Raw genomic sequence first — 21,119 nt, forward strand, 5'->3', positions numbered from 1 at the left:
TTCGACGCGGCAATGACCCGGCGCCTCGCCCTCGCGCACTGGGTGCGCTCCTACATAAGGAGCGTCAGCGCGACGGCAGATAACCCATCGGGTCGACCGGATTGCCATCCTTGCGAATCTGGAACTGCAGCTCATCGCGTGACGCGCCGGTGGCGCCCATCTCGGCAATCTGCTGCCCGGCGCTGACGCGCTGACCTTCCTTCACCAGACGTTTGCTGTTGTGGCCATAAGCGGAAAGGAAGCTGTCGTTGTGCTTGACGATGACCAGCTCGCCATAGCCCACCAGGCCATTGCCGCTATAGACCACCACGCCGTCGGCCGCGGCTCGCACCGGGTCGCCGGTCTTGCCGGCGATCTCGATGCCCGGAATCGCATCGCCTGACTGGAAGCGCTTGATCAGGCTGCCGTCCGCCGGCCAGCGCCAGGTCACGCCGCCATTGTTGCGCTCCGCCCCCGGTGCCACCGGCGCGACCGGCGCTGGCGGAGGCGTGGCGTTCGCCGTCGCGGCGGGTGCGCCCGCCACCGGCACGACCTGGGTCGTCGCGGCGGCAGGCGGCGACGGCGCTGTCGACGAAGCCACGACCGCGGACCCGGTGACCGGCGCAAAGCCCTGCTGGGGCTGGCTGCTCGCCGGCGCCGGGTGCGGCATGGGTTTGGCTGTGGTCACGACAGCCGTGGTGTGAACAGGCGCGCCCACGGGCGCCTTGCCATTGGACGGCGCCAGCTTCAATTCCTGGCCAGGCCAGATCGTGTACGGCGCGGCGATATTGTTCCAGGCGGCGAGATCACGGAAATCCACACCGTTGCGAAAAGCAATCGAATACAGCGTGTCGCCCTTGCTCACCTTGTAGATGCCACCCGGCGCCGGCCGCTCCGGCGTGACCGTGCGTGGAGCCGCGTTTCCCGGCGGCGGCTCGACCACCACCGATCGCTGGGTCGAGGCGCAGGCCGCCAGGCCCAGGAGGGCGACGGTCAGGGCGAATGAGCGGAGATATCCATTCATGGGCGCCAGCATAACGAGGCTTAGCGGTATTTTCATTCAGATAACTACGACGAGGCAGGTGACCCGCCGGCCGCCATTCAGTGTGCCCACAGCCACCATGCCAGCAAGGCGCCCAGGATCACCAGCGCAGCCCAGCCAATCCATTCGATGTGCTTGTGCAAGATGCGCTCCGCGCGCTCACCGAACAGGCGGATCAGCAGCGCCAGCAGCCACACGCGCTTGCCACGTCCCACGGCGATGCAGACCAGGAACGGGATGACCGGCACGCCAACGATACCCGCGGCCCAGGTGACGAACTTCATCGGCACCACCGGCTGCAGGGCGGCCAGCGCCAGCACCAACAGGAGGCCTAGCCAATGCTGGTTCATCTGCGTGCGCAGGTTCGCCACGCCGATGTTGATCGGCGCCAGCAGATGCAGGCTCTCGAGCAGTGGCGACAGCGCCTGGAACGCCCAGTGGCCCAGCGCATAACCCACCAGCGAACCGAGCAGGGAGAACAGCAGGCTGAGGTTGGCGTAGAAGAACGCCTTGTGACGCTTGCCGAGCATCATCGGCGCCAGCATCACTTCCGGCATGATCGGGAAGATGAACGCTTCGACGAAACTCAGCCCGCTGAGGTAATAGATAGCCTTGGGGTGGCGCGCCCACGTCAGTGCGCGCGCGTACAACGATCCAAACAGTCGCATTCAATGACTTCCGTGTGGCATCAGCCGATGCCGCCGAGTAGGGGCACGAAACTGACCGCGGCCAGCTCCTCCTGGATGAAATCGCCCTGCCCGTCCCCGCGCATGCGGATCAGCATCTGGTTACTGGGCGAACCGACCGGCGCGACCAGCACGCCGGTGGGACTGAGCTGATCGAGCAAGGCGGTGGGAATGGCATCACCCGCCGCCGTAAGAATGATGGCGTCGAACGGCGCCTCGTCGGCCCAGCCCAGCTTGCCGTCGTCATGGCGCGAGCGGATGTTGCTGAGCCCCAGCTGGCGGAAGCGTCGGCGCGCCTGACGCAGCAACTCTTCGATGCGCTCGACCGTATAGACCTGCGGCACCACCGAGGCGAGCACCACTGCCTGGTAACCCGAGCCGGTGCCGATCTCCAGCACCTTTTGCGGCACGCCGAACTCGAGCAAGGCCTCGGTCATCCGCGCCACCACCCAGGGTTGCGAGATGGTCTGGCCATGGCCGATCGGCAGAGCGGTGTTCTCGTAGGCGCGCGAATGCAGGGCCTGATCGATGAAGTGATGGCGCGGCACGTTGCGGATCACGTCGATCACGCGCTGGTCGCGAATACCCTCTTCCTTCAACTTGGCGACCAGGCGATCGCGCGCACGTTGCGAGGTCATGCCCTCGCCCTTCAACGCAGATGGCGGCAATGGATGCACGTTCACCTCACGCTGCCTTGTCGCCGACCGGCTTGTCACCGGCCATGCCTTCGGTCAATGAACTCACCCAGCTGCTGACCTTTTCCAGCGCCTGGAAGCGGGTGAGATCGACATGGATCGGCGTCACCGACACGTAGCCACGACGCACGGCATTGAAGTCGGTGCCCGGGCCAGCGTCGTCGACGTCGCCTGCGGGGCCGATCCACCAGATCGTCTTGCCGCGCGGATCGGTCTGCTTGATGCAGGGCGCCGAGCGATGACGCTTGCCCAGCCGGGTGACCTCGAAGCCACGGATGTCGTCCCACGGCAGATCGGGCACGTTGACGTTGAGGATGGTATCGGCCGGCAGCGGATCGACCAGCAGACGCTTCATCAACAACAGGACGGCGTTGGCCGCCGAGTCGTAATGCACGCCGTGGTGGTCCTTGCTGACCAGGGACACGGCGATCGCGGGCAGGCCGAGAAAGCGGCCTTCCATCGCGGCGGATACCGTGCCGGAATAGATCACGTCGTCGCCAAGGTTCGCCGAGTTGTTGATGCCGGAAACGACGATATCCGGTTCGTAATCGAGCATCCCGGCCAGCGCCAGATGCACGCAGTCGGTCGGGGTGCCGGCGACACGGTAGTAACCGTTGTCCATGCGCGAGGCGCGAATGGGGGCATCCAGGGTAAGGGAATTGCTGGCGCCGGAGCGGTCGCGGTCCGGTGCTACCACCGTCACCTGGCCGACGGCGCCAAGGCGCTCGGCGAGCACGCGAATGCCCGGTGCATCCACGCCATCGTCGTTGGAAACCAGAACTCGCATGATGATCCGTTCAGAGCCAATCGCAGGGCGCCGCGCTGAGCGGCGACGCAATCCTGATGAAGCCTGAAGTCTACCGGAGCGGCGCGGCGGTTTCACATCGCTACGCCGGTATTCGGGCGCTCCGTCACCCGTGCCCGCAGCCAGGACTGGCGGGCGCCGGCTCAGCGGATGGCGCGACGCCGCGCCTCGACGGCTGCATTAGGATGGGAGCGATGAAACGCCGCCCTCCTGCCCCGGTTTCCGACGACGACGCCCAGCTGTTCCGCGAGGCGATTGGCGACGTGCGTCAGTTCGATCCGGTGGCCCCCGCCCCTTCCGCACCCAAGCCCGAACCCCATCCGCACATGCTGGAAGCCGACGAGGCTGCGGTCCCGGGCGAGTTGCTGGACATGGCCTTTGATCCGAGCCTGATCGAGGTCGGCGAAGAACTCAGCTATCTGCGCGACGGCTATCCACCCAAGCTTCTTCGGCAGCTCAAGCGTGGTCAGTACAGCATCCAGGACGAGATCGATCTGCATCAGATGAATGCGGCAGCGGCCCAGGCCACCATCGTGGACTTCCTGGCCGAGGCAAAACAGCACGGCTTTCGCTGCGTTCGCATCGTGCACGGCAAGGGACTGCGCTCGCGCGCCAGCGGCCCGGTGCTGAAGGCGTTGACTGACCGCATGCTGCGTCGGCGCGATGACGTGATCGCGTTTGCGTCGGCGCGACCGATGCAAGGCGGGACGGGGGCGGTCGTGGTGTTGTTGAAGAGCTAGCCGCCGCGCTTACTCCCTCTCCCCTCCGGGGAGAGGGTTGGGGTGAGGGGCCAATCTTCCGATAAGGCCACCGCAGAGCGAGCTTGATTGAAGCGTTCCCGCAAGCACTCGCCCTTTACCCCCTGTTGGGGGCTCACCTCGGTCCTCTCCCCTTGGGGGAGAGGAAGAAAGCAGGCGCTAGCCCGTCGTCGCCAACTCCCGCACCACCGTCGTCGCATAAGCACCCGCCGGCAGCTCGAAGCTCAGCTCCAGCGATTCGCGGTCCAGCCAGCGCCAGGCCAGGTTTTGCGGAATCATCCGCAACGGTCGGCGCTCCTGGTCCATCCGCGCGCCAACCAGCCCTTCGGCGAGGTCCGCATGCGCGGCGGCAATCGCCTCTTCCAGCGCACCGGCATCTGCCTTGGCCGGCGTTTCGCCGCGGCCCCACAAGGGACCGGAGGGATGGATATCCCCGCGTGCAAGCCGCTCCGACAAAGTGGCGTCGAAGGGCTCGGGACCAAACCAAGAGCGCGAACCCGCCAGCGACCAGATCTCGCCTTCCATCGGGCTATCCCAGGCCCCTTGCTCGACGCGCGCCGCCAATACTGCATTGAAAATATGCGAACGCGCCGCCGACAACAGGAACGAGCGCTTGTCGCGATCGACCCGGCGCCCGGCAAACATGGCACGCGCCTGCGCCACGTTGCTGCCCTCGCGTCCGAAGCGCTGCTCACCGAAGTAATTGGGCACGCCGCGCTGTGCGATCTGCTTCAACACGTGTTCGGCCACGCCGGCCTCGCCCTGCACCTGGCGTAGCACCAGTACAAAGCGATTCCCGCGCAGCGCACCGCGCTTGAGCTTGCGCGAATGGCGCGTCGCGGCCAGCACTTTCACTTCCGCATGCGGGAACGCGGACCAGTCCGGATCGGGACGCCCCGGCAATTGCACGGAGAAGGTCTGGCGGGTGACTGCGTGTCGGTCCTTCAAGCCCGCATAGCCCACGCTCAAGGGCGGCACTTCGGCATAACGTGCCAGCTCGCGCGCCACCCAATCGGTATTGGCGCCGCGCTTTTCGACCCACAACAGCGCGTGCTCGCCCTCGCCGTCCGCGTCGTAACCGAGGATTTCTTCCACCTGGAAGTCCTCCGGCTCGCTGCGCAGCACGGCGGAGAGCGGCGGGTTGCCATAGGCATAGGGCAATTCAAGATCGGACATGGGACTCCGCCGGGGTCGCCGGCTGCGTGAAAACAGTGAGCGGCAGCGCGATGGCGCCTGCCGGAGGCATTACATCAAGCTCGGCGTGGCGAGTCCGAGAAGGCCAAACCAGCGCGAGCGGCTAGCTCACGCCAGGGTCAACAACACGCAGGCCTGTGCCGCGATGCCTTCGCCGCGCCCGGTAAAACCGAGCTTTTCCGTGGTGGTCGCCTTGATGCTGATACGACCGATCTCGCAGCCTAGCTCTGCTGCCACGCATTCGCGCATGGCCTGGGCGTGGGGGCCGACCTTGGGCGCTTCGCAGATCACCGTGACATCGGCGTTGCCCAGTGCATAGCCCTGCTCACGCATCAGCCTGGCCGCATGCTGGAGGAAGATCCGGCTGTTCGCGTTGCGCCACTGCGCCTGCGTGGGGGGAAAGTGCCGGCCGATATCCCCCAGAGCCAGCGCACCGAAGATGGCGTCGCACAGCGCGTGGATCACCACGTCGCCGTCGGAATGGGCGATCAGGCCATGGTCATGCGGCACGCGTACGCCACCGAGCATGACGTGGTCGCCTTCGCCGAAGGTGTGCACGTCGAAGCCTTGGCCAATTCGCATCATGATGCTGATCCTTACACGGTTCTTGGCAGCAGGAACTCGGCCAGCGCAAAGTCCGCGGCCGTCGTCACCTTGAGATTGTCCTCGGCGCCTTCGACCAGCAACGGCGCGAAGCCCGTGCGCTCCATGGCCATGGCCTCATCGCTGACGGTGACGCCGGCCTGGCTGGCGGAGAGCAAAGCGGCCGACAGCTCGGCACGCCGGAACATCTGCGGCGTGAACGCACGCCAGCGCTGGTCGCGCGGCTCGGTGACCTGGCTACGTCCGTCGGCATCCGCGCGCTTGAGCGTATCGCGCAGCGGTGCACCCAGCAGTCCACCGCCGGCCGGCACCGCCAGCTCGATCAAACGACTGATATCCGCGCGACGCACGCAAGGCCGCGCGGCATCGTGCACCAGCACAAAGGCGTCATCTGTCACGCTGGCAGGTAGCGCACGCAAGCCTGCAAGTACCGAATCGCAGCGTTCTGCCCCACCGAGGGTGGTCAGCACGGGCTTGCCATTGAGTTGATCGAGCCCAGGCCAGTGCGGGTCACCGGCACCAAGCACGATCATCAAGCCCGCAATCGACGGATGCGCGGAAAGCCGCTGCAACGTATGCAGGATCAACGGCTGGCCCGCCAGCGGGAGATATTGCTTGGGGACATCGCCACCGACACGGGCGCCTCGCCCCGCCGCAGGCACCACACACCACAGGGGCACCATGCTCAGTGTCCGCCAGTGGAAGCGGCTGCAGCGGGTGCCGCCGTGGCACCCGGCTTCTCGACGACCTGGTAGAACGTCTCGCCCGGCTTGATCAGGCCCAGCTCGGCACGGGCGCGCGCCTCGACCGCCTGGTCGCCATGCTTGAGGTCGTCCACGTCGGCGCCCAGCGCCTGGTTGCGCTGGGTCAGCTTGTCGTTGTCCTCGCCTTGCTTCTTCACCGCGGCGCGCAGGGTTTCCACCTCATGCACGCCGCCGTTGCTGCCGCTCCACAGTTTCATCTGCAGAGCGATCAGCAAGATCAGAAGGATCAGGGCGACCCAGCGCAGCATGTCAGCCCGGCAGGTTGGTCAGGTTGGGGAACGCCTGACGACCGGCGTAGCGCGCGGCGGCACCCAGCTGCTCCTCGATGCGCAGCAGCTGGTTGTACTTGGCCACGCGGTCGGTGCGGCACAGCGAACCCGTCTTGATCTGGGTCGCAGTCGTGGCCACGGCGATATCGGCAATGGTGGTGTCTTCGGTTTCGCCCGAACGATGGGAAATCACCGCCGAATACTTCGCGGCATCGGCCATGGCGATGGCTTCCAGCGTTTCCGACAGCGTGCCGACCTGGTTCACCTTGATCAGGATCGAATTGGCGATGTGCTTCTCGATGCCTTCGCGGAAGATCGCCGGGTTGGTCACGAACAGGTCGTCGCCGACGATCTGGATGCGATCGCCGATCTTGTCGGTGAGCAGCTTCCAGCCATCCCAGTCGCCTTCGGCCATGCCGTCCTCGATGGTGATGATCGGATACTGCTTGGCCCAGCTGGCCAGCAGATCGACGAATTCGGCCGAGCTGTACTGCTTGCCTTCGCCGGCCAGGTCGTACTTGCCGTTCTTGTAGAACTCCGAGCTGGCCGCATCGAGGCCCAGCAGGATTTCGCTGCCGATCTTGTAACCGGTCTTGTTGACCGCCTCGAGGATGGTGTCGAGCGCTTCGATATTGGAGCGCAGGTCCGGCGCGAAACCGCCTTCGTCACCCACCGCGGTATTCAGGCCCTTGCCCTTGAGCACGCTCTTCAAGGCATGGAAGATTTCCGCACCGGCGCGCAGCGCCTCGGCGAACGTCGGCAGGCCCACCGGCAGCACCATGAACTCCTGCACGTCGACGTTGTTGTCGGCATGCGCACCGCCGTTGATGATGTTCATCATCGGCACCGGCAGCGCGCCCGGCTTGCCGGTGGTGCCATTGATGCTGGCCAGGTACTGCCACAGCGGCTGGCGGTTCTGCGCAGCGACGGCATGCGCGGCTGCCATGGACACGCCGAGGATGGCGTTGGCGCCCAGCTTGCCCTTGTTTGGGGTGCCGTCCAGATTGATCAGCTTCGCGTCCAGGCCGCCCTGGTTCGCCGCGTCAAAGCCCTTCAGCGCACTGGCAATGGCACCGTTGACGTTGCCCACCGCGTTCTTCACGCCCTTGCCCAGGTAACGCGACTTGTCGCCGTCGCGCAGCTCGACCGCTTCGCGCGAACCGGTGGAGGCGCCACTCGGCACCGCGGCGCGGCCAAAGCCGCCGCCGGCCAGGGTCACTTCGGCTTCAAGCGTGGGATTGCCGCGGGAATCGAGGATTTCACGGGCGTGGATGCGGGTGATTTCGGTGCTCATGGGGTCCGTAGCTGGTTGAGGTGAATGAAGCGGGGGGGATTATCCTGCCTGATACGCGGGGGATTCGCTTCATTCGCCTCCCCCCGGTGGCTCAGAGCGTATGTTCGAGGAACGTGTGGCGCTTGGTCACCTGGTCCAGTTCGAGCAAGGTTTCCAGCAGCGCTTCCATCTTGTCTAGCGGCCAGGCATTCGGTCCGTCGCTGAGCGCCTTGGCCGGATCGGGATGCGTCTCGGCAAACAAGCCGGCCACACCCACGGCCACAGCGGCGCGCGCCAGCACCGGCACGAACTCGCGCTGGCCGCCGGAACTGGTGCCCTGCCCGCCCGGCAGCTGGACCGAATGGGTGGCATCGAACACCACCGGGCAGCCGGTATCGCGCATCACGCTAAGCGAGCGCATGTCCGAGACCAGGTTGTTATAGCCGAAGCTGGCGCCGCGCTCGCAGACCATGATGTCGTCGTTGCCGACGGCCTTGGCCTTCTCGACCACGTTCTTCATGTCCCACGGCGCCAGGAACTGGCCCTTCTTGATATTGACCGGCTTGCCGGCGCGCGCCACGTTCTGGATGAAGTCGGTCTGCCGGCACAGGAAGGCCGGCGTCTGCAGCACGTCGACCACCGACGCCACTTCGTTCATCGGCGTGTATTCGTGCACGTCGGTGAGCACGGGCAGGCCCAGCTGGCGCTTTACTTCGCCCAGGATCTTCAGGCCCGCTTCCATGCCGGGGCCGCGAAAGCTGTTGCCCGAGGAGCGATTGGCCTTGTCGAAGCTGGACTTGAAGATGAAGTTGATGCCGAGCCTGGCGGTGATTTCCTTCAGCTTGCCGGCGGTATCCAACTGCAGCTGCTCGGACTCGACCACGCAGGGACCAGCAATGAGGAACAGCGGCTGGTTCAGGCCGACCTCGAACCCACACAACTTCATGCGACCGACTCCTTGGCCAGGCGCTCACCCTCGCGCACCGCCTTGAACTCGCGGGCGGCGTGCACGAAGCCGATAAACAGCGGGTGGCCATCGCGCGGCGTCGAGGTGAATTCCGGATGCGCCTGGCAGCCCAGGAACCACGGGTGCTTCTGCGGTGACAGCTCGACGATCTCGACCAGCAGGTCGTCCATCGACTTGCCGGAGATCACCAGGCCCAGATCCTCGAAGGTCTGGCGATAGCGGTTGTTGAACTCGTAACGGTGACGATGGCGCTCGCGCACCACGTCCTGGCCGTACAGCTCGCGCGCCAGCGTGCCGGACTTGAGGCGGCATTCCTGCGCGCCCAGGCGCATGGTGCCGCCCAGGTCCGAGCGCTCGTTGCGCTGCTCGACTTCACCGGTGGCCGTGGTCCACTCGGTGATCAGGGCAATCACCGGATCCGGCGTGTTGCGGTCGTTCTCGCTGGAATCGGCGTCGGCGAGGCCGGCCACGCTGCGGGCGAAATCCACCACCGCCGCATGCATGCCATAGCAGATGCCGAAATACGGCACGCCGTGCTCGCGAGCGTAACGGGCTGCCAGCACCTTGCCCTCGAAGCCGCGCTTGCCAAAGCCGCCCGGCACCAGGATCGCGTCGGCGCCGCCCAGCGCCTTGGCGGCACCCTCGGCCTCGACCTGCTCGGAATCAACCCAGTTGAGATTGACCCGGGTGAGCTGCTTGATGCCGCCGTGGCGCAGCGCCTCGCCCAGGGACTTGTAGGCGTCCTTGTGCTCGACGTACTTGCCCACGATGGCGACGGTGATCTCGTCCTTCGGATGCTCGACCGCATCGACCGTGCGCTGCCAGCCGGACAGGTCGGCCGGGCCGGCCTCGAGACCCAGGCGCTTGACCACGATCTCGTCCAGGCCCTGCTTGTGCAGGTACAGCGGCTGCTTGTAGATGATGTCCACGTCGGCCGCGCTGATCACGGCGTTCTCGGGCACATTGGTGAACAGCGCGATCTTGCGGCGCTCGCTGTCGGGCAGCGGCTGTTCGCAACGGCACAGCAGGATGTCCGGCTGGATACCGATGGAGCGCAGCTCCTTCACCGAATGCTGGGTCGGCTTGGTCTTGATCTCGCCGGCGGCCTTGATATACGGCACCAGGGTCAGGTGCATGAACAGCACCTTCTCCGGGCCATGCTCGATGCGCAGTTGGCGGATGGCCTCCAGGAACGGCAGCGACTCGATGTCGCCGACGGTGCCGCCGATCTCCACCAGGGCCACGTCGAAGCCACGGGTGGCCTCGTGGATGCAGTGCTTGATCTCGTCGGTGATGTGCGGGATGACCTGCACGGTGGCGCCCAGGTAGTCGCCGCGGCGCTCCTTGCGGATCACCGACTCGTAGATCTTGCCCGTGGTAATGGAATTCTTGCCGGTCAGGCGAGTATGGACGAAGCGCTCATAGTGGCCGAGATCCAGGTCGGTCTCGGCACCGTCGTCGGTCACATAGACCTCACCGTGCTGGAAGGGACTCATGGTGCCGGGATCCACGTTGATATACGGATCCAGCTTCATCATGGTGACCGATAGGCCACGCGCTTCCAGGATGGAAGCCAGCGACGCCGCGGCGATGCCCTTGCCAAGCGAGGACACCACACCGCCGGTGACGAAAATCAGGGGGGTCATGGGATGCAGCCGTGCTGGAAATCGGCATTTTAGAGGAAGAACGGTCCGGCCGCGAGATCTTGAAACGATTCCGGGCGGATTTGTTCAACTTGGGAGGCGCAGGAGCTGCGCCTCCCCTCACCGTCATTCGGGCGCAGGCCGGAGTCCAGCGCCTTCCCACGCGCCCAGGAAAGGCGCTGGAAGACCAGCTTCGCTGTTGTAAAACGCCTCCAGCATTCGCTGGAATGACGGGAAGGTAGACCGGGGCGAGACCGGGCCCAGTGGCCCGGCCAAGAGCTCCCGTTTACTCCACCGGCATCATCTGCGACGTCGGATGCATCATGTTCTCGTTCATGTTGTGCAGCACCCACAGCGAGCCGACCACCACGATGGCCAGGATCAGCAGGGTGAACAACATGATGCTGAGGTTGCCGCGCTGCGACGGCGAGGTGCCCATGTGCAGGAAGCACACCAGCTGCACCAGCAACTGGGCCACGCCGAAGACCACGATGCCCGGCATCATCAGCTCATGCGGCACCAGGCCGCTCATCACGACGCCGAACGAGGCCAGGGTCAGCACCACCGACAGGGCAAAGCCGACCAGGTAGGACCGGGTGCTGCCGTGGTCGGCGTGGGCGGCCTCGTGATGGGCCGCGTCATGGGAAGAGTGAGCGCCGGCCATCAGATGGCTCCCCGCAGGTAGACGAAGGTAAACACGCAGATCCAGACGATATCCAGGAAGTGCCAGAACAGGCTGAGGCAGGACAGCCGGCGACGGGTCGCGTCGGTGAGGCCGAAGCGGCGCATCTGGTCCATCATCACCACCAGCCAGATCAGGCCGCAGGTCACGTGCAGGCCGTGGGTGCCGACCAGGGTGAAGTAGGACGACAGGAAGGCGCTGCGACTCGGACCCGCCCCTTCATGGATCAGGTGGGCGAACTCATAGACCTCCATGGCGATGAAGCCGGCGCCGAACAAAAAGGTCACCGCCAGCCAGGCGATCACCTGGTTGCGCCGGCCGGCATGCATATTGAGCATGGCCATGCCGAAGGTGACGCTGCTGATCAGCAGCAGCATGGTCTCGCCCAGCACGTAGGGCAGCTCGAACAGCTCCTTGCCGCTCGGGCCGCCGGCGGTGGCATGGGCCAGCACGATGAAGGTGGCGAACAGCGCCGAGAAGATCAGGCAGTCGCTCATCAGGTAGATCCAGAACCCCAGCAGGGTCTTGGATCCGTCGTCGTGATGGTGGACGTGCCCGCCGTGGGAGACGTCCTCGAAGGCGCCGTGGGTGGCGCTTAGTGCGGTGCTGCCCATGGGTTAAGCCACCTTCTGGCGCGAGGGTGCCACCGGCACGACCTGCGTGGTGTGGAGCTGCTGCAGCTTCGCCAGGCGCGAACGCTCAAGCTTCTCGACCTCGGCCGCCGGCACCCAGTAATCGACATCCTGGTCGTAGGCGCGGGCAATGAAGGAACCGATCATGCCGAGTAGGCCAATCGCCGCCAGCCACCAGATGTGCCAGACCAAGGCGAAGCCCAGGACCGTACCGAACGCGCCCATGTAAACACCGACGCCGGTATTGCGGGGCATGTGAATGTCTTCGTACTTGGCAGGCTGCACGTAAGCGACTCCGTTTTGTTTGTCTTCCCAGAACTGGTCCAGCTCGGCGATCCGCGGTACCAGGGCGAAGTTGTAGAAAGGTGCGGGCGAGCTGATCGACCATTCCAGGGTGCGGCCACCCCACGGGTCGCCGCTGGGATCGGTGAGCTTCTTGCGGTCGCGCACGCTGACGTAGAGCTGCAGCACGGTGAAGAAGATGCCCATGGCGATAATCACGGCGCCGACCAGGGCCACCACCAGGTAGGGCCGCCACTCGGGGTTGGCGTAATGGTTCATGCGGCGCGTCATGCCCTTGAGGCCAAGGATGTACAGCGGCACGAAGGCGACGTAGAAGCCGACCAGCCAGCACCAGAACGACGCCTTGCCCCAGCGCTCGTTGAGGCGGAAGCCGAATGCCTTCGGGAACCAGAAGTTGATCGCGGCCATGCAGCCGAACACCACGCCGCCGATGATCACGTTATGGAAGTGCGCGATCAGGAAGACGCTGTTGTGCAGCACGAAGTCCGCGCCTGGCACCGCCATCAGCACGCCGGTGACACCGCCAACCACGAAGGTGATCATGAAGCCGATCGTCCACAGCATCGGCACGGACATCTCCACGCGGCCGCGATACATGGTGAACAACCAGTTGAACAGCTTCACGCCGGTGGGCACCGAGATGATCATCGTCATGATGCCGAAGAAGGCATTGACGTTCGCGCCCGAGCCCATGGTGAAGAAGTGGTGCAGCCACACCAGGAAGGACAGCACGCCGATTGCTGCGGTGGCATAGACCATCGAGGTGTAGCCGAACAACGGCTTCTTCGAGAACGTGGCGACGATTTCCGAGTACGCGCCAAAGCACGGCAGCACCAGGATGTAGACCTCGGGGTGGCCCCAGATCCAGATCAGGTTCACGTACATCATGGCGTTGCCGCCAAGCGTATTGGTGAAGAAGTGCATGTCGAGGTAACGATCGGCGGTCAGCAACACCAGGGTCACCGTCAGGATCGGGAACGCCGCCACGATCAGGATGTTGGTGATCAGCGCGGTCCAGGTGAACACCGGCATCTTCATCATGCTCATGCCGGGAGCACGCATCTTCATGATGGTGACGATGAAGTTGATGCCGCTCAGCGTGGTGCCCAGGCCCGACAGCTGCAGCGCCCAGATGTAGTAGTCCACGCCAACGGTTGGACTGTATTCGAGGCCCGACAGCGGCGGATACGCCAGCCAGCCGGTCGCCGCGAAATCGCCGACGAACATCGACATCATCACCAGCACCATGCCCGACACGAACAGCCAGAAGCTCAGCGAGTTCAGGAACGGATAGGCAACGTCGCGCGCACCGATCTGCAGCGGCACCACCAGGTTCATCAGGCCGGTGATCAACGGCATCGCCACGAAGAAGATCATGATCACGCCGTGCGCGGTGAAGATCTGGTCGTAGTGGTGCGGCGGCAGGTAGCCGGCCGCATCGGCCGAGGCCATGGCCTGCTGGGCGCGCATCATGATGGCGTCGGCGAAGCCGCGCAGCAGCATGACCAGGGCAACGATGACGTACATCACGCCGATCTTCTTGTGGTCCACGGTGGTGAACCACTCGGACCACAGGTAGCCCCACATGCGCATGCGGGTGAGCAGGACCAGCAGGCCCAGTCCGCCGAGCAGCACCGCGGCGAGGGTGCCCATGATGATCGGCTCTTGGAACGGAATCGCCTCTAGGGTGAGCTTTCCAAACATGGCTTACTTCTCTGCCTTTGCCGCGGTGATGGGCGAGGACATCGCGTCCCCGTCCGCGTGGTGATGCATGTCCATCGACATGGCCTCGTGGGACATGCCTTCGTGTGGCGGGCCTTCGTGCGGCAGGCCTTCGTGCTGCATGCCATCCATGTATTTGTTGAGGACCTTGCCAAAGAGGCCCGGCGCGACGCTGCCGTAATAGGCCACCGGCACCTTCATGCTCTTCTGCGCCAACGCCTGGTAGGTCTCGTCATTGAGCACGACCGGCGTGGCCTTGGCCTTGGCGATCCAGTCCTTGAAGCCGTCCTGCGAGGTGGCGATGGCCTGGAAGTGCATGTCCGAGAAACCCTCGCCGCTGTAATTGGACGACAGGCCCGCATAGCTGCCCGGCTCACGCGCGATCAGGTGCAGCTTCGTCTCCATGCCGGCCATCGCGTAGATCTGGCTGCCCAGCTGGGGAATGAAGAACGCATTCATCACCGAGTCGGAGGTGATCTGGAAATTCACCGGCACGTCGGTCGGGAAGGCGATCTCGTTGACCGTGGCGACGCCGTAGTCCGGATAGACGAACAGCCACTTCCAGTCCAACGCCACCACCTGGATGGTCACCGGCTTGGCGTTGGACTCCAGCGGCTTGTACGGATCGAGCGTATGCGAGCTGCGCCAGGTAATCACCGCGAGGATCGCGATGATGATGGCGGGGATGGTCCACACCACCACTTCGATCCTGGTCGAGTGCGCCCAGGTCGGCGCGTAGGTGGCGTTCTTGTTGGATGCGCGATAGCGCCAGGCGAACGCCAGGACCATCACGATCACCGGAATCGCCACGATGGCCATCAGGCCGAGCGCGATCAGGATGAGGGACTTCTCATCGGCTCCGATATCGCCCTTCGGATTGAGAACTTCCATGTTGCAGCCGCTAAGGAACACGGCGGCGCCAACGCTTGCATAGCGCAAGCGCGAGAGAAGAGCATGCATTTTCACGGACAACCTACGGGGGGTACGGCGTGGGGACGGGCGGCATCCTAGCGACTTGAACGCCGAATTGATCGTGCTTGAGACAGAATGTCGCACTGGTAAATTCTTGCGCATGTGACTGCGGCGACTTGACACGCAAATGCAATAGCGCGCACTTCCGGCTGCCCCGAAATAGCGCCCGCTCAAAATTTTTTCGTAGCACGCTCCAGCTCCTTCTCCCCTTTGGGGAGAAGGTTGGGATGAGGGGCGGGTGCTCGCGGTCACGCGTTGACCGAGCGCTATCGCCAGGGTGCCGCTTACGCAGCGGGCGTTTCGACTGCCTGCCGGCAGCCGAGTCACTTTTCTTTGCTGGCCCAAAGAAAAGTAAGGCGGTCTCTAACATCAAGTGCAACACCCCCTTCGAGGTGATGCATGGGTCAGAACTACAGTCATCTGAGCGCCGAAGAGCGAGGCGCGATCATGGTGGGCAAGGCGCGCGGGGAGAGCGCCCGGCAGCTGGCGATACTGCTGGGCCGTTCGCCCAGCACGATCTCCCGGGAGCTGGCGCGTAACGGGCACCGTGAGCCATCGGTCGACCCTCGCCTGGGCCATCCGACACTCGGCTATGACGCCCGGCGCGCTGGTCAACGCGCCCGCCGATTGGCTCATAAGGCGCGCCGACTGCGTAAGTTGCATCGAGACGGCGCCTTGTGGCGCCAGGTGCGCCATCTGTTGGCCCGACGCTGGTCACCGCAAGAGGTGAGCCGCACACTGCGCCGACAGCATCCCGACGAGCCGGCCAAGCACGTGTCCCACGAGACGATTTACACCGCGATCTACGCCGCCCCGCGCGGGGAACTGCGGCGAGGGCTGGTGGCGTTGCTGCGCCAGCACAAGTGCGCGCGCCGCCCGCGGGGCCAGGGCGCCAACCGGCGCGGCCGCATGCACGACCTGCCCAGCATCCACGATCGGCCGCCGGAGGCAAACGAACGCTTGTTGCCGGGCCACTGGGAAGGGGACTTCCTCAAGGGGGCGCGCAACCAATCGTCGGTCGGCGTCCTGGTGGATCGGCGCACCTTGTTCCTGAAGCTGGTGAAGATGGACGGCTGCTCGGCGGAGGACGCACTCAAGGGCTTCAGCCGAGCCTTCCGACCACTGCCGGCGACGCTGCGCCAGACGCTGACGTACGATCAGGGCAAGGAAATGGCGCTGTACAAGACGTTGTCTCGGCGCACGGGGTTGGCGATCTACTTTGCCGATCCGCGCAGTCCCTGGCAGCGCGGCATCTGCGAGAACACCAACGGCCTGCTGCGTCAGTACCTGCCCAAGGGCACCGACTTGTCGGTGCATAGCCAACGAAAGCTCGATGCCATTGCCCGGGAGATGAACCTGCGCCCGCGAGCCACGCTCGACTACCACTGCCCTGCGGAGATGATCATGCGTGCGCTGGGGCGTGATGACCTCGCCCAAGCCATCGATGATGCACTTCTAGATTGACACCGCCTAACCCAAAGAAATGGCCTCTAGAGCTCGTAGCACTCCGTCGGATAGAAGCGTTGGAAGGTCTGGGGGATCGGATCGTTTGCTACCCACGGCCGCTACACAGCGGCTACACCGCAACGCGCCATAGCGGTGAGGACTTAAAGCAGGTCAGTCCTACGGTCGCAACGCCCGCGGCATCCCGACGCTCACCAGACCACGACACCACCCACGCTTTAAGCCCTCTGCGCTATGGCGCGTTGCGGTGTAGCCGCTGTGTGTCGGCCGTGGGCCGCCACCGATCTGGCTAGCCACGCCCGTCAGGCTCGCATCCACCGTAACGCTATGAGCTCTTCAGGCCATTTTCTTTGGGTTACTTTTCTTTTGGGCCAGCAAAAGAAAAGTGACCCGGACCGCGGCAGCGGTTCGGAACGCCCGCTGCGTAAGCGGCAAGCTGGCCATGGCGCTCGGTTGTAGCGCAATCGCGAGCACCCGCCCCTCATCCCCACCTTCTCCCCGGTGGGGAGAAGGAGCAGGAGCGGCCGCTGCGACGCTATACAGCCACCTCGCAGCGCCCTGCTACCATGCCGCGATGGACCAGACCACGCCCATCAAACTGGCCGCCCTGCGGCAAACCATGCAGCAACACAAAGTCGCCGCCTGCCTGATCCCGAGCGCCGATCCCCACTTATCGGAATACCTGCCCGATCACTGGCAGGCGCGTGCATGGCTGTCCGGCTTCACCGGATCCGCCGGCACCCTGGTGGTCACGGCGACGCATGCGGGGCTATGGACGGATTCGCGCTACTTCGCCCAGGCCACCCAGCAGTTGGCGGGCAGTGGCATCGATCTGATGAAGCAGCGCATTGCGCATGCGCCGGAACACCTGGAGTGGCTGCAGCAGAACCTGCAGGCGGGCCAGACGCTTGCCGTCGCCGGCGACAGCATCTCGCTGGCCACCGCACGGCAACTCGAACGTCGGCTCGAGAGCGTCGGCGCCGGGCTGCGCACGGACCTGGACCTGCCCGGGCTGATCTGGAGCGACCGCCCCGGCCTGCCTCTTGATGCCATCGTCGAACACCCGGCCCGCTACGCCATCCTGTCACGCGCCGACAAGCTCGGTCGCTTGCGCACGGCGATGCGCAAGCTGGAAGCCTCCCACCATCTACTGTCGAGCCTGGATGACATCGCCTGGCTGACCAACCTGCGCGGCAGCGATGTCGAATGCAATCCGGTCTTTCTCGCCCACCTGCTGGTGCAGGCCGAAGGACACGCCACGCTGTTCGTGGACCGGGGCAAACTGAGCGACGCCCTGGTGGTCGCGCTGGCCGCCGACGGGATCCACATCGCCAACTATGCGACGGTAGTCGACGCGCTCACCGAGCTTGGGCCAAAAGACCGTCTGCTCTTCGACGCGGGCCGCGTGGTGGTTGCGGTTGCCGGGGCGCTCACGTCGGCGGTGCGCAGCATCGAGGCAAGCAACCCCACCACGTTGTTCAAGGCGCGCAAGAGCGAGCCCGAGCTGGACCATGTGCGCGACGCGATGCGTCGTGACGGTGCGGCGCTGGTGCGCGCCTTCCGTCGTCTCGAAGAGCGCCTGACCGCGGGCATGACGCAGACCGAGCTGGACGTGGACACGCTGCTGCGCGAAGAACGCTCGGCGCAACCGGATTTCGTGGGCGAAAGTTTCGCCACCATCGCCGGCTACCAGGCCAACGGTGCCCTGCCGCATTATCGCGCGACGCCCGAACAGCACAGCACGCTGAAGTCGCAGGGTTTGTTGCTGGTCGACTCCGGCGGCCAATACCTGGGCGGCACCACCGACATCACCCGCGTGCTGGCGCTGGGCGAGACCACGGCCGAGCAACGCCGCGATGCCACCCTGGTGATGAAAGGCATGATTGCGCTCAGTCGCACGCGTTTCCCCAAAGGGGCCAGTGGCCCTCAGCTCGACGCCCTGGCTCGCGCCCCGTTATGGGCCAGTGGCATGGACTATGGCCACGGCACCGGCCACGGCGTCGGCTACTTCCTCAATGTGCACGAAGGGCCGCACGGCATTCGCCCACCGGTGTCAGGCGCTGCCCTGGTGGCGCTGGAGCCGGGCATGATCACCTCCATCGAACCGGGCCTGTACAAGCCCGGCCGCCACGGCATCCGCCACGAAAACCTCGCCGTGGTGGTTGAAGCGGACAAGACCGAGTTCGGCGAATTCTATGCATTCGAGACGTTGACGCTATGCCCGTTCGACCGCCGCGCGCTGGAGCCGGGCCTGCTCAACCCGGAGGAGCGCGCCTGGCTGGACGACTATCACGCCACGGTGCGGGCTGCCCTGGCGCCCTTGCTGGAGGAAGCCGACCTGGCGTGGCTCGAACGCCACTGCGCGCCGCTGTGATCGATGGAAGTCCCCATGTAGGAGCGCACCCAGTGCGCGACCGCAGGGGTACGTCGTCACCGCCATGCTGGGGCCGTTGAGGGATAGGCTTTTCGCGCACTGGGTGCGCTCCTACACCCAACCCTGAGGGGTACCCGGGGAAACCCTTGACCTCTCGCCCCCTGCAACCCATCCTCCCCCGTCTAACCCCGCCGAACCTTCCCGCATGAGCAGTCGCTACAACGCCGCCGACATTGAAGTCCTCTCTGGCCTTGACCCGGTCAAGCGCCGCCCCGGCATGTATACGGACACCAGCCGCCCGAACCATCTGGCGCAGGAGGTCATCGACAACTCGGTGGACGAGGCCCTCGCCGGCCATGCGAAGTCGCTGGACGTGATCGTCTATGGCGACGGCTCGGTCGAGGTGAGCGACGATGGCCGCGGCATGCCGGTGGACATCCACCCCGAGGAAGGCATCCCTGGCGTCGAGCTGATCCTCACCCGCCTGCATGCGGGCGGCAAGTTCTCCGGCAAGAACTACAACTTCTCCGGTGGCCTGCACGGCGTGGGCGTGTCGGTGGTGAACGCGCTGTCCAGCCGCGTGGAAGTCACCATTCGCCGCGACGGCAACGAATACCGCATGGCGTTCGAGCATGGCGACCGCGCCAGCGATCTCGAGATCATCGGCACGGTGCCGAAAAAGAAGACCGGTACCACCGTGCGTTTCTGGGCCGATCCGAAGTACTTCGACTCACCGAAGATCCTGCTGTCCAAGCTGCGCCACCTACTGCGCGCCAAGGCTGTGCTGTGCGCAGGCCTCAGCGTCAAGCTCACCGACGAAGCCAGCGGCGAAGTCAACGTGTGGTACTACGAGGACGGCCTGCGCGATTACCTGCGCGACGAACTCGAGGGTGCGGAGGCGATTCCGGCCGAACTGTTCGTGCACCATGTGCAGCGCGAAGCCGACGGCCTCGACGTGGCGCTGGCCTGGCTGCCGGAAGGCGAGCTGGTGCAGGAGAGCTACGTCAACCTGATTCCAACCGCCCAGGGCGGCACCCATGTGAATGGCCTGCGTTCCGGCCTCACCAATGCCATCCGCGAGTTCTGCGACATTCGCAACCTGCTGCCGCGCGGCGTGAAGCTGGCGCCGGAAGACGTGTGGGAGCGCCTCGCCTTCGTGCTCTCGGCCAAATTGCAGGATCCGCAGTTTGCCGGCCAGACCAAGGAGCGACTGTCGTCGCGCCAGGCCGCTGGCATGGTCGAAGGCGTGATCCATGATGCCTTCAGCCTGTGGCTGAACCAGCACGTCGAGCTGGGCGAACGCATCGCGCAACTCGCCATCGAGCGGGCCAGCGCACGCCTTAAGGCGGCCAAGCAGGTCATTCGCAAGAAGATCACCCAGGGCCCTGCCCTGCCCGGCAAGCTGGCCGACTGCACCGCCACCGACCTCACGCGTACCGAGCTGTTCCTGGTCGAAGGCGACTCCGCCGGCGGCAGCGCCAAGCAGGCGCGCGACAAGGAATTCCAGGCCATCCTCCCGCTGCGCGGCAAGATCCTCAATACCTGGGAAGTCGAGTCCGGCTCGGTGCTGGCCTCGGAAGAAGTGCACAACCTCGCCGTCGCCATCGGTTGCGATCCCGGCAAGGACGATCTCAGCGGCTTGCGCTACGGCAAGGTCATCATCCTGGCCGATGCGGATTCCGACGGCCTGCATATCGCGACCTTGCTCAGCGCGCTGTTCCTGCGCCACTTCCCGACCCTGGTGCGCGAAGGCCACGTGTTCGTGGCGATGCCGCCGTTGTTCCGCGTCGACGTGGGCAAGCAGGTGTTCTACTGCCTGGACGAGAACGAAAAGAACGCCATGCTGGAACGCATCCAGCGCGAGAAGATGAAGGGCCAGGTCAGTACCACCCGCTTCAAGGGCCTGGGCGAGATGAATCCGGCGCAGCTGCGCGAATCGACCATTCATCCCGACACGCGCCGCCTGGTACAGCTCACCGTCGACGGCGACGACGGCACTACCAAGCTGATGGACATGCTGCTGGCCAAGAAGCGTGCGAGCGATCGCAAGGCGTGGCTGGAGGAAAAGGGCGACCTCGCCACGTTGGAGGTTTGAGGCTTCTAGCTCCCTCTCCCCTTTGGGGAGAGGGCTGGGGTGAGGGGCCAGTCTTGCGATTACGCCGGTTCAAAGCCGACTCTGTTGGAACGCAACCGCGAGCACCCGCCCTTTACCCCCTCTTAGGGGCTCACCTCAATCCTCTCTCCCACGGGGACTACCTTCGGGTCGCCCGGAGGGGAGAGGAAGTGGACCGC

The 21,119-nt window shown here is 65.0% G+C and carries 19 protein-coding genes; 4 read left to right on the forward strand and 15 right to left on the reverse strand.

Going from position 1 to position 21,119, the window contains the following annotated elements:
- Positions 1–64 precede the first annotated feature (64 nt).
- The 4 genes from OUZ49_RS09175 to surE form a co-directional block, all read right to left on the reverse strand.
- On the reverse strand, positions 65–1,015 hold the full coding sequence (locus tag OUZ49_RS09175) for a peptidoglycan DD-metalloendopeptidase family protein (RefSeq protein ID WP_380003675.1): 951 nt from the start codon (positions 1,013–1,015) through the stop codon (positions 65–67).
- A gap of 65 nt (positions 1,016–1,080) precedes the next feature.
- Positions 1,081–1,689 carry a YqaA family protein gene (locus OUZ49_RS09180; protein ID WP_266150065.1) on the reverse strand — a complete coding sequence of 203 codons (609 nt, stop codon included), beginning with the start codon at positions 1,687–1,689 and terminating at the stop codon, positions 1,081–1,083.
- 20 nt (positions 1,690–1,709) lie between these two features.
- A complete protein-coding gene (locus OUZ49_RS09185; RefSeq protein WP_380003667.1) occupies positions 1,710–2,345 on the reverse strand; it encodes a protein-L-isoaspartate(D-aspartate) O-methyltransferase in 636 nt (211 codons plus the stop codon).
- 46 nt (positions 2,346–2,391) lie between these two features.
- Positions 2,392–3,189, reverse strand: a complete 798-nt coding sequence (gene surE, locus OUZ49_RS09190; RefSeq protein ID WP_266150067.1) for a 5'/3'-nucleotidase SurE — start codon at positions 3,187–3,189, stop codon at positions 2,392–2,394.
- A gap of 212 nt (positions 3,190–3,401) precedes the next feature.
- Between surE and OUZ49_RS09195 the strand changes: the two genes are divergently transcribed.
- A complete protein-coding gene (locus OUZ49_RS09195; RefSeq protein ID WP_266150068.1) occupies positions 3,402–3,947 on the forward strand; it encodes a Smr/MutS family protein in 546 nt (181 codons plus the stop codon).
- Between the two features lie 177 nt (positions 3,948–4,124).
- On the opposite strand, the gene truD is transcribed toward OUZ49_RS09195, so the two are convergent.
- The 11 genes from truD to cyoA all read right to left on the reverse strand — a co-directional run bounded on the left by truD (position 4,125) and on the right by cyoA (position 14,977).
- The gene (truD, locus tag OUZ49_RS09200; RefSeq protein WP_266150069.1) at positions 4,125–5,141 is read right to left on the reverse strand and encodes a tRNA pseudouridine(13) synthase TruD; all 1,017 of its coding nucleotides are present in this window, start codon (positions 5,139–5,141) and stop codon (positions 4,125–4,127) included.
- Between the two features lie 126 nt (positions 5,142–5,267).
- Positions 5,268–5,741 carry a 2-C-methyl-D-erythritol 2,4-cyclodiphosphate synthase gene (gene ispF / locus OUZ49_RS09205; RefSeq protein ID WP_323134927.1) on the reverse strand — a complete coding sequence of 158 codons (474 nt, stop codon included), beginning with the start codon at positions 5,739–5,741 and terminating at the stop codon, positions 5,268–5,270.
- Between the two features lie 14 nt (positions 5,742–5,755).
- Positions 5,756–6,451 carry a 2-C-methyl-D-erythritol 4-phosphate cytidylyltransferase gene (gene ispD / locus OUZ49_RS09210; RefSeq protein ID WP_266150423.1) on the reverse strand — a complete coding sequence of 232 codons (696 nt, stop codon included), beginning with the start codon at positions 6,449–6,451 and terminating at the stop codon, positions 5,756–5,758.
- A complete protein-coding gene (gene ftsB, locus OUZ49_RS09215) occupies positions 6,448–6,774 on the reverse strand; it encodes a cell division protein FtsB (RefSeq protein ID WP_266150071.1) in 327 nt (108 codons plus the stop codon). The genes ispD and ftsB overlap by 4 nt, the downstream gene beginning before the upstream one ends.
- 1 nt (position 6,775) lies before the next feature.
- Positions 6,776–8,089, reverse strand: coding sequence for a phosphopyruvate hydratase (gene eno / locus OUZ49_RS09220; protein WP_266150073.1), 1,314 nt, complete (start codon positions 8,087–8,089; stop codon positions 6,776–6,778).
- Between the two features lie 91 nt (positions 8,090–8,180).
- The gene (gene kdsA / locus OUZ49_RS09225) at positions 8,181–9,014 is read right to left on the reverse strand and encodes a 3-deoxy-8-phosphooctulonate synthase (protein WP_266150074.1); all 834 of its coding nucleotides are present in this window, start codon (positions 9,012–9,014) and stop codon (positions 8,181–8,183) included.
- Positions 9,011–10,681, reverse strand: a complete 1,671-nt coding sequence (gene pyrG / locus OUZ49_RS09230; protein ID WP_266150075.1) for a CTP synthase — start codon at positions 10,679–10,681, stop codon at positions 9,011–9,013. The genes kdsA and pyrG overlap by 4 nt, the downstream gene beginning before the upstream one ends.
- 283 nt (positions 10,682–10,964) lie before the next feature.
- On the reverse strand, positions 10,965–11,342 hold the full coding sequence (gene cyoD / locus OUZ49_RS09235) for a cytochrome o ubiquinol oxidase subunit IV (RefSeq protein ID WP_266150076.1): 378 nt from the start codon (positions 11,340–11,342) through the stop codon (positions 10,965–10,967).
- Complete coding sequence (cyoC, locus tag OUZ49_RS09240; RefSeq protein WP_266150077.1) at positions 11,342–11,974, reverse strand: cytochrome o ubiquinol oxidase subunit III; 633 nt, start codon at positions 11,972–11,974, stop codon at positions 11,342–11,344. The genes cyoD and cyoC overlap by 1 nt, the downstream gene beginning before the upstream one ends.
- A 3-nt stretch (positions 11,975–11,977) precedes the next feature.
- A complete protein-coding gene (gene cyoB / locus OUZ49_RS09245) occupies positions 11,978–13,999 on the reverse strand; it encodes a cytochrome o ubiquinol oxidase subunit I (RefSeq protein ID WP_266150078.1) in 2,022 nt (673 codons plus the stop codon).
- Positions 14,000–14,002: 3 nt separating this feature from the next.
- Positions 14,003–14,977, reverse strand: coding sequence for a ubiquinol oxidase subunit II (cyoA, locus tag OUZ49_RS09250; protein WP_323134921.1), 975 nt, complete (start codon positions 14,975–14,977; stop codon positions 14,003–14,005).
- A gap of 411 nt (positions 14,978–15,388) precedes the next feature.
- Here cyoA and OUZ49_RS09255 point away from each other — a divergent pair, with 411 nt between their 5' ends.
- The 3 genes from OUZ49_RS09255 (at position 15,389) to parE (ending at position 20,922) form a co-directional block, all read left to right on the forward strand.
- Positions 15,389–16,453, forward strand: coding sequence for an IS30 family transposase (locus OUZ49_RS09255; protein ID WP_266150079.1), 1,065 nt, complete (start codon positions 15,389–15,391; stop codon positions 16,451–16,453).
- A gap of 574 nt (positions 16,454–17,027) precedes the next feature.
- Positions 17,028–18,827 (forward strand): aminopeptidase P family protein, encoded by a 1,800-nt coding sequence (locus tag OUZ49_RS09260; RefSeq protein WP_266150080.1) that lies wholly within the window; start codon positions 17,028–17,030, stop codon positions 18,825–18,827.
- A 205-nt stretch (positions 18,828–19,032) separates the two neighbouring features.
- Entirely contained in the window at positions 19,033–20,922 is a 1,890-nt protein-coding gene (gene parE, locus OUZ49_RS09265) for a DNA topoisomerase IV subunit B (RefSeq protein WP_266150081.1), read from the forward strand.
- Positions 20,923–21,119 lie beyond the last annotated feature (197 nt).

Origin of the sequence: Dyella halodurans, assembly GCF_026283925.1 — a bacterium.
Classification (GTDB): Bacteria; Pseudomonadota; Gammaproteobacteria; order Xanthomonadales; family Rhodanobacteraceae; genus Dyella; species Dyella halodurans.

Bases quoted from the DNA above. Each gene is read 5' to 3' on its own strand.
- pyrG (WP_266150075.1), bottom strand. From the start codon at position 10,681: ATGACCCCCCTGATTTTCGTCACCGGCGGTGTGGTGTCCTCGCTTGGC.
- cyoD (WP_266150076.1), bottom strand. From the start codon at position 11,342: ATGGCCGGCGCTCACTCTTCCCATGACGCGGCCCATCACGAGGCCGCC.
- truD (WP_266150069.1), bottom strand. From the start codon at position 5,141: ATGTCCGATCTTGAATTGCCCTATGCCTATGGCAACCCGCCGCTCTCC.
- ftsB (WP_266150071.1), bottom strand. From the start codon at position 6,774: ATGCTGCGCTGGGTCGCCCTGATCCTTCTGATCTTGCTGATCGCTCTG.
- OUZ49_RS09180 (WP_266150065.1), bottom strand. From the start codon at position 1,689: ATGCGACTGTTTGGATCGTTGTACGCGCGCGCACTGACGTGGGCGCGC.
- cyoC (WP_266150077.1), bottom strand. From the start codon at position 11,974: ATGGGCAGCACCGCACTAAGCGCCACCCACGGCGCCTTCGAGGACGTC.
- OUZ49_RS09255 (WP_266150079.1), top strand. From the start codon at position 15,389: ATGGGTCAGAACTACAGTCATCTGAGCGCCGAAGAGCGAGGCGCGATC.
- OUZ49_RS09260 (WP_266150080.1), top strand. From the start codon at position 17,028: ATGGACCAGACCACGCCCATCAAACTGGCCGCCCTGCGGCAAACCATG.
- OUZ49_RS09175 (WP_380003675.1), bottom strand. From the start codon at position 1,015: ATGCTGGCGCCCATGAATGGATATCTCCGCTCATTCGCCCTGACCGTC.
- parE (WP_266150081.1), top strand. From the start codon at position 19,033: ATGAGCAGTCGCTACAACGCCGCCGACATTGAAGTCCTCTCTGGCCTT.
- OUZ49_RS09185 (WP_380003667.1), bottom strand. From the start codon at position 2,345: ATGACCTCGCAACGTGCGCGCGATCGCCTGGTCGCCAAGTTGAAGGAA.
- cyoB (WP_266150078.1), bottom strand. From the start codon at position 13,999: ATGTTTGGAAAGCTCACCCTAGAGGCGATTCCGTTCCAAGAGCCGATC.
- kdsA (WP_266150074.1), bottom strand. From the start codon at position 9,014: ATGAAGTTGTGTGGGTTCGAGGTCGGCCTGAACCAGCCGCTGTTCCTC.
- ispF (WP_323134927.1), bottom strand. From the start codon at position 5,741: ATGCGAATTGGCCAAGGCTTCGACGTGCACACCTTCGGCGAAGGCGAC.
- eno (WP_266150073.1), bottom strand. From the start codon at position 8,089: ATGAGCACCGAAATCACCCGCATCCACGCCCGTGAAATCCTCGATTCC.
- cyoA (WP_323134921.1), bottom strand. From the start codon at position 14,977: ATGCATGCTCTTCTCTCGCGCTTGCGCTATGCAAGCGTTGGCGCCGCC.
- surE (WP_266150067.1), bottom strand. From the start codon at position 3,189: ATGCGAGTTCTGGTTTCCAACGACGATGGCGTGGATGCACCGGGCATT.
- OUZ49_RS09195 (WP_266150068.1), top strand. From the start codon at position 3,402: ATGAAACGCCGCCCTCCTGCCCCGGTTTCCGACGACGACGCCCAGCTG.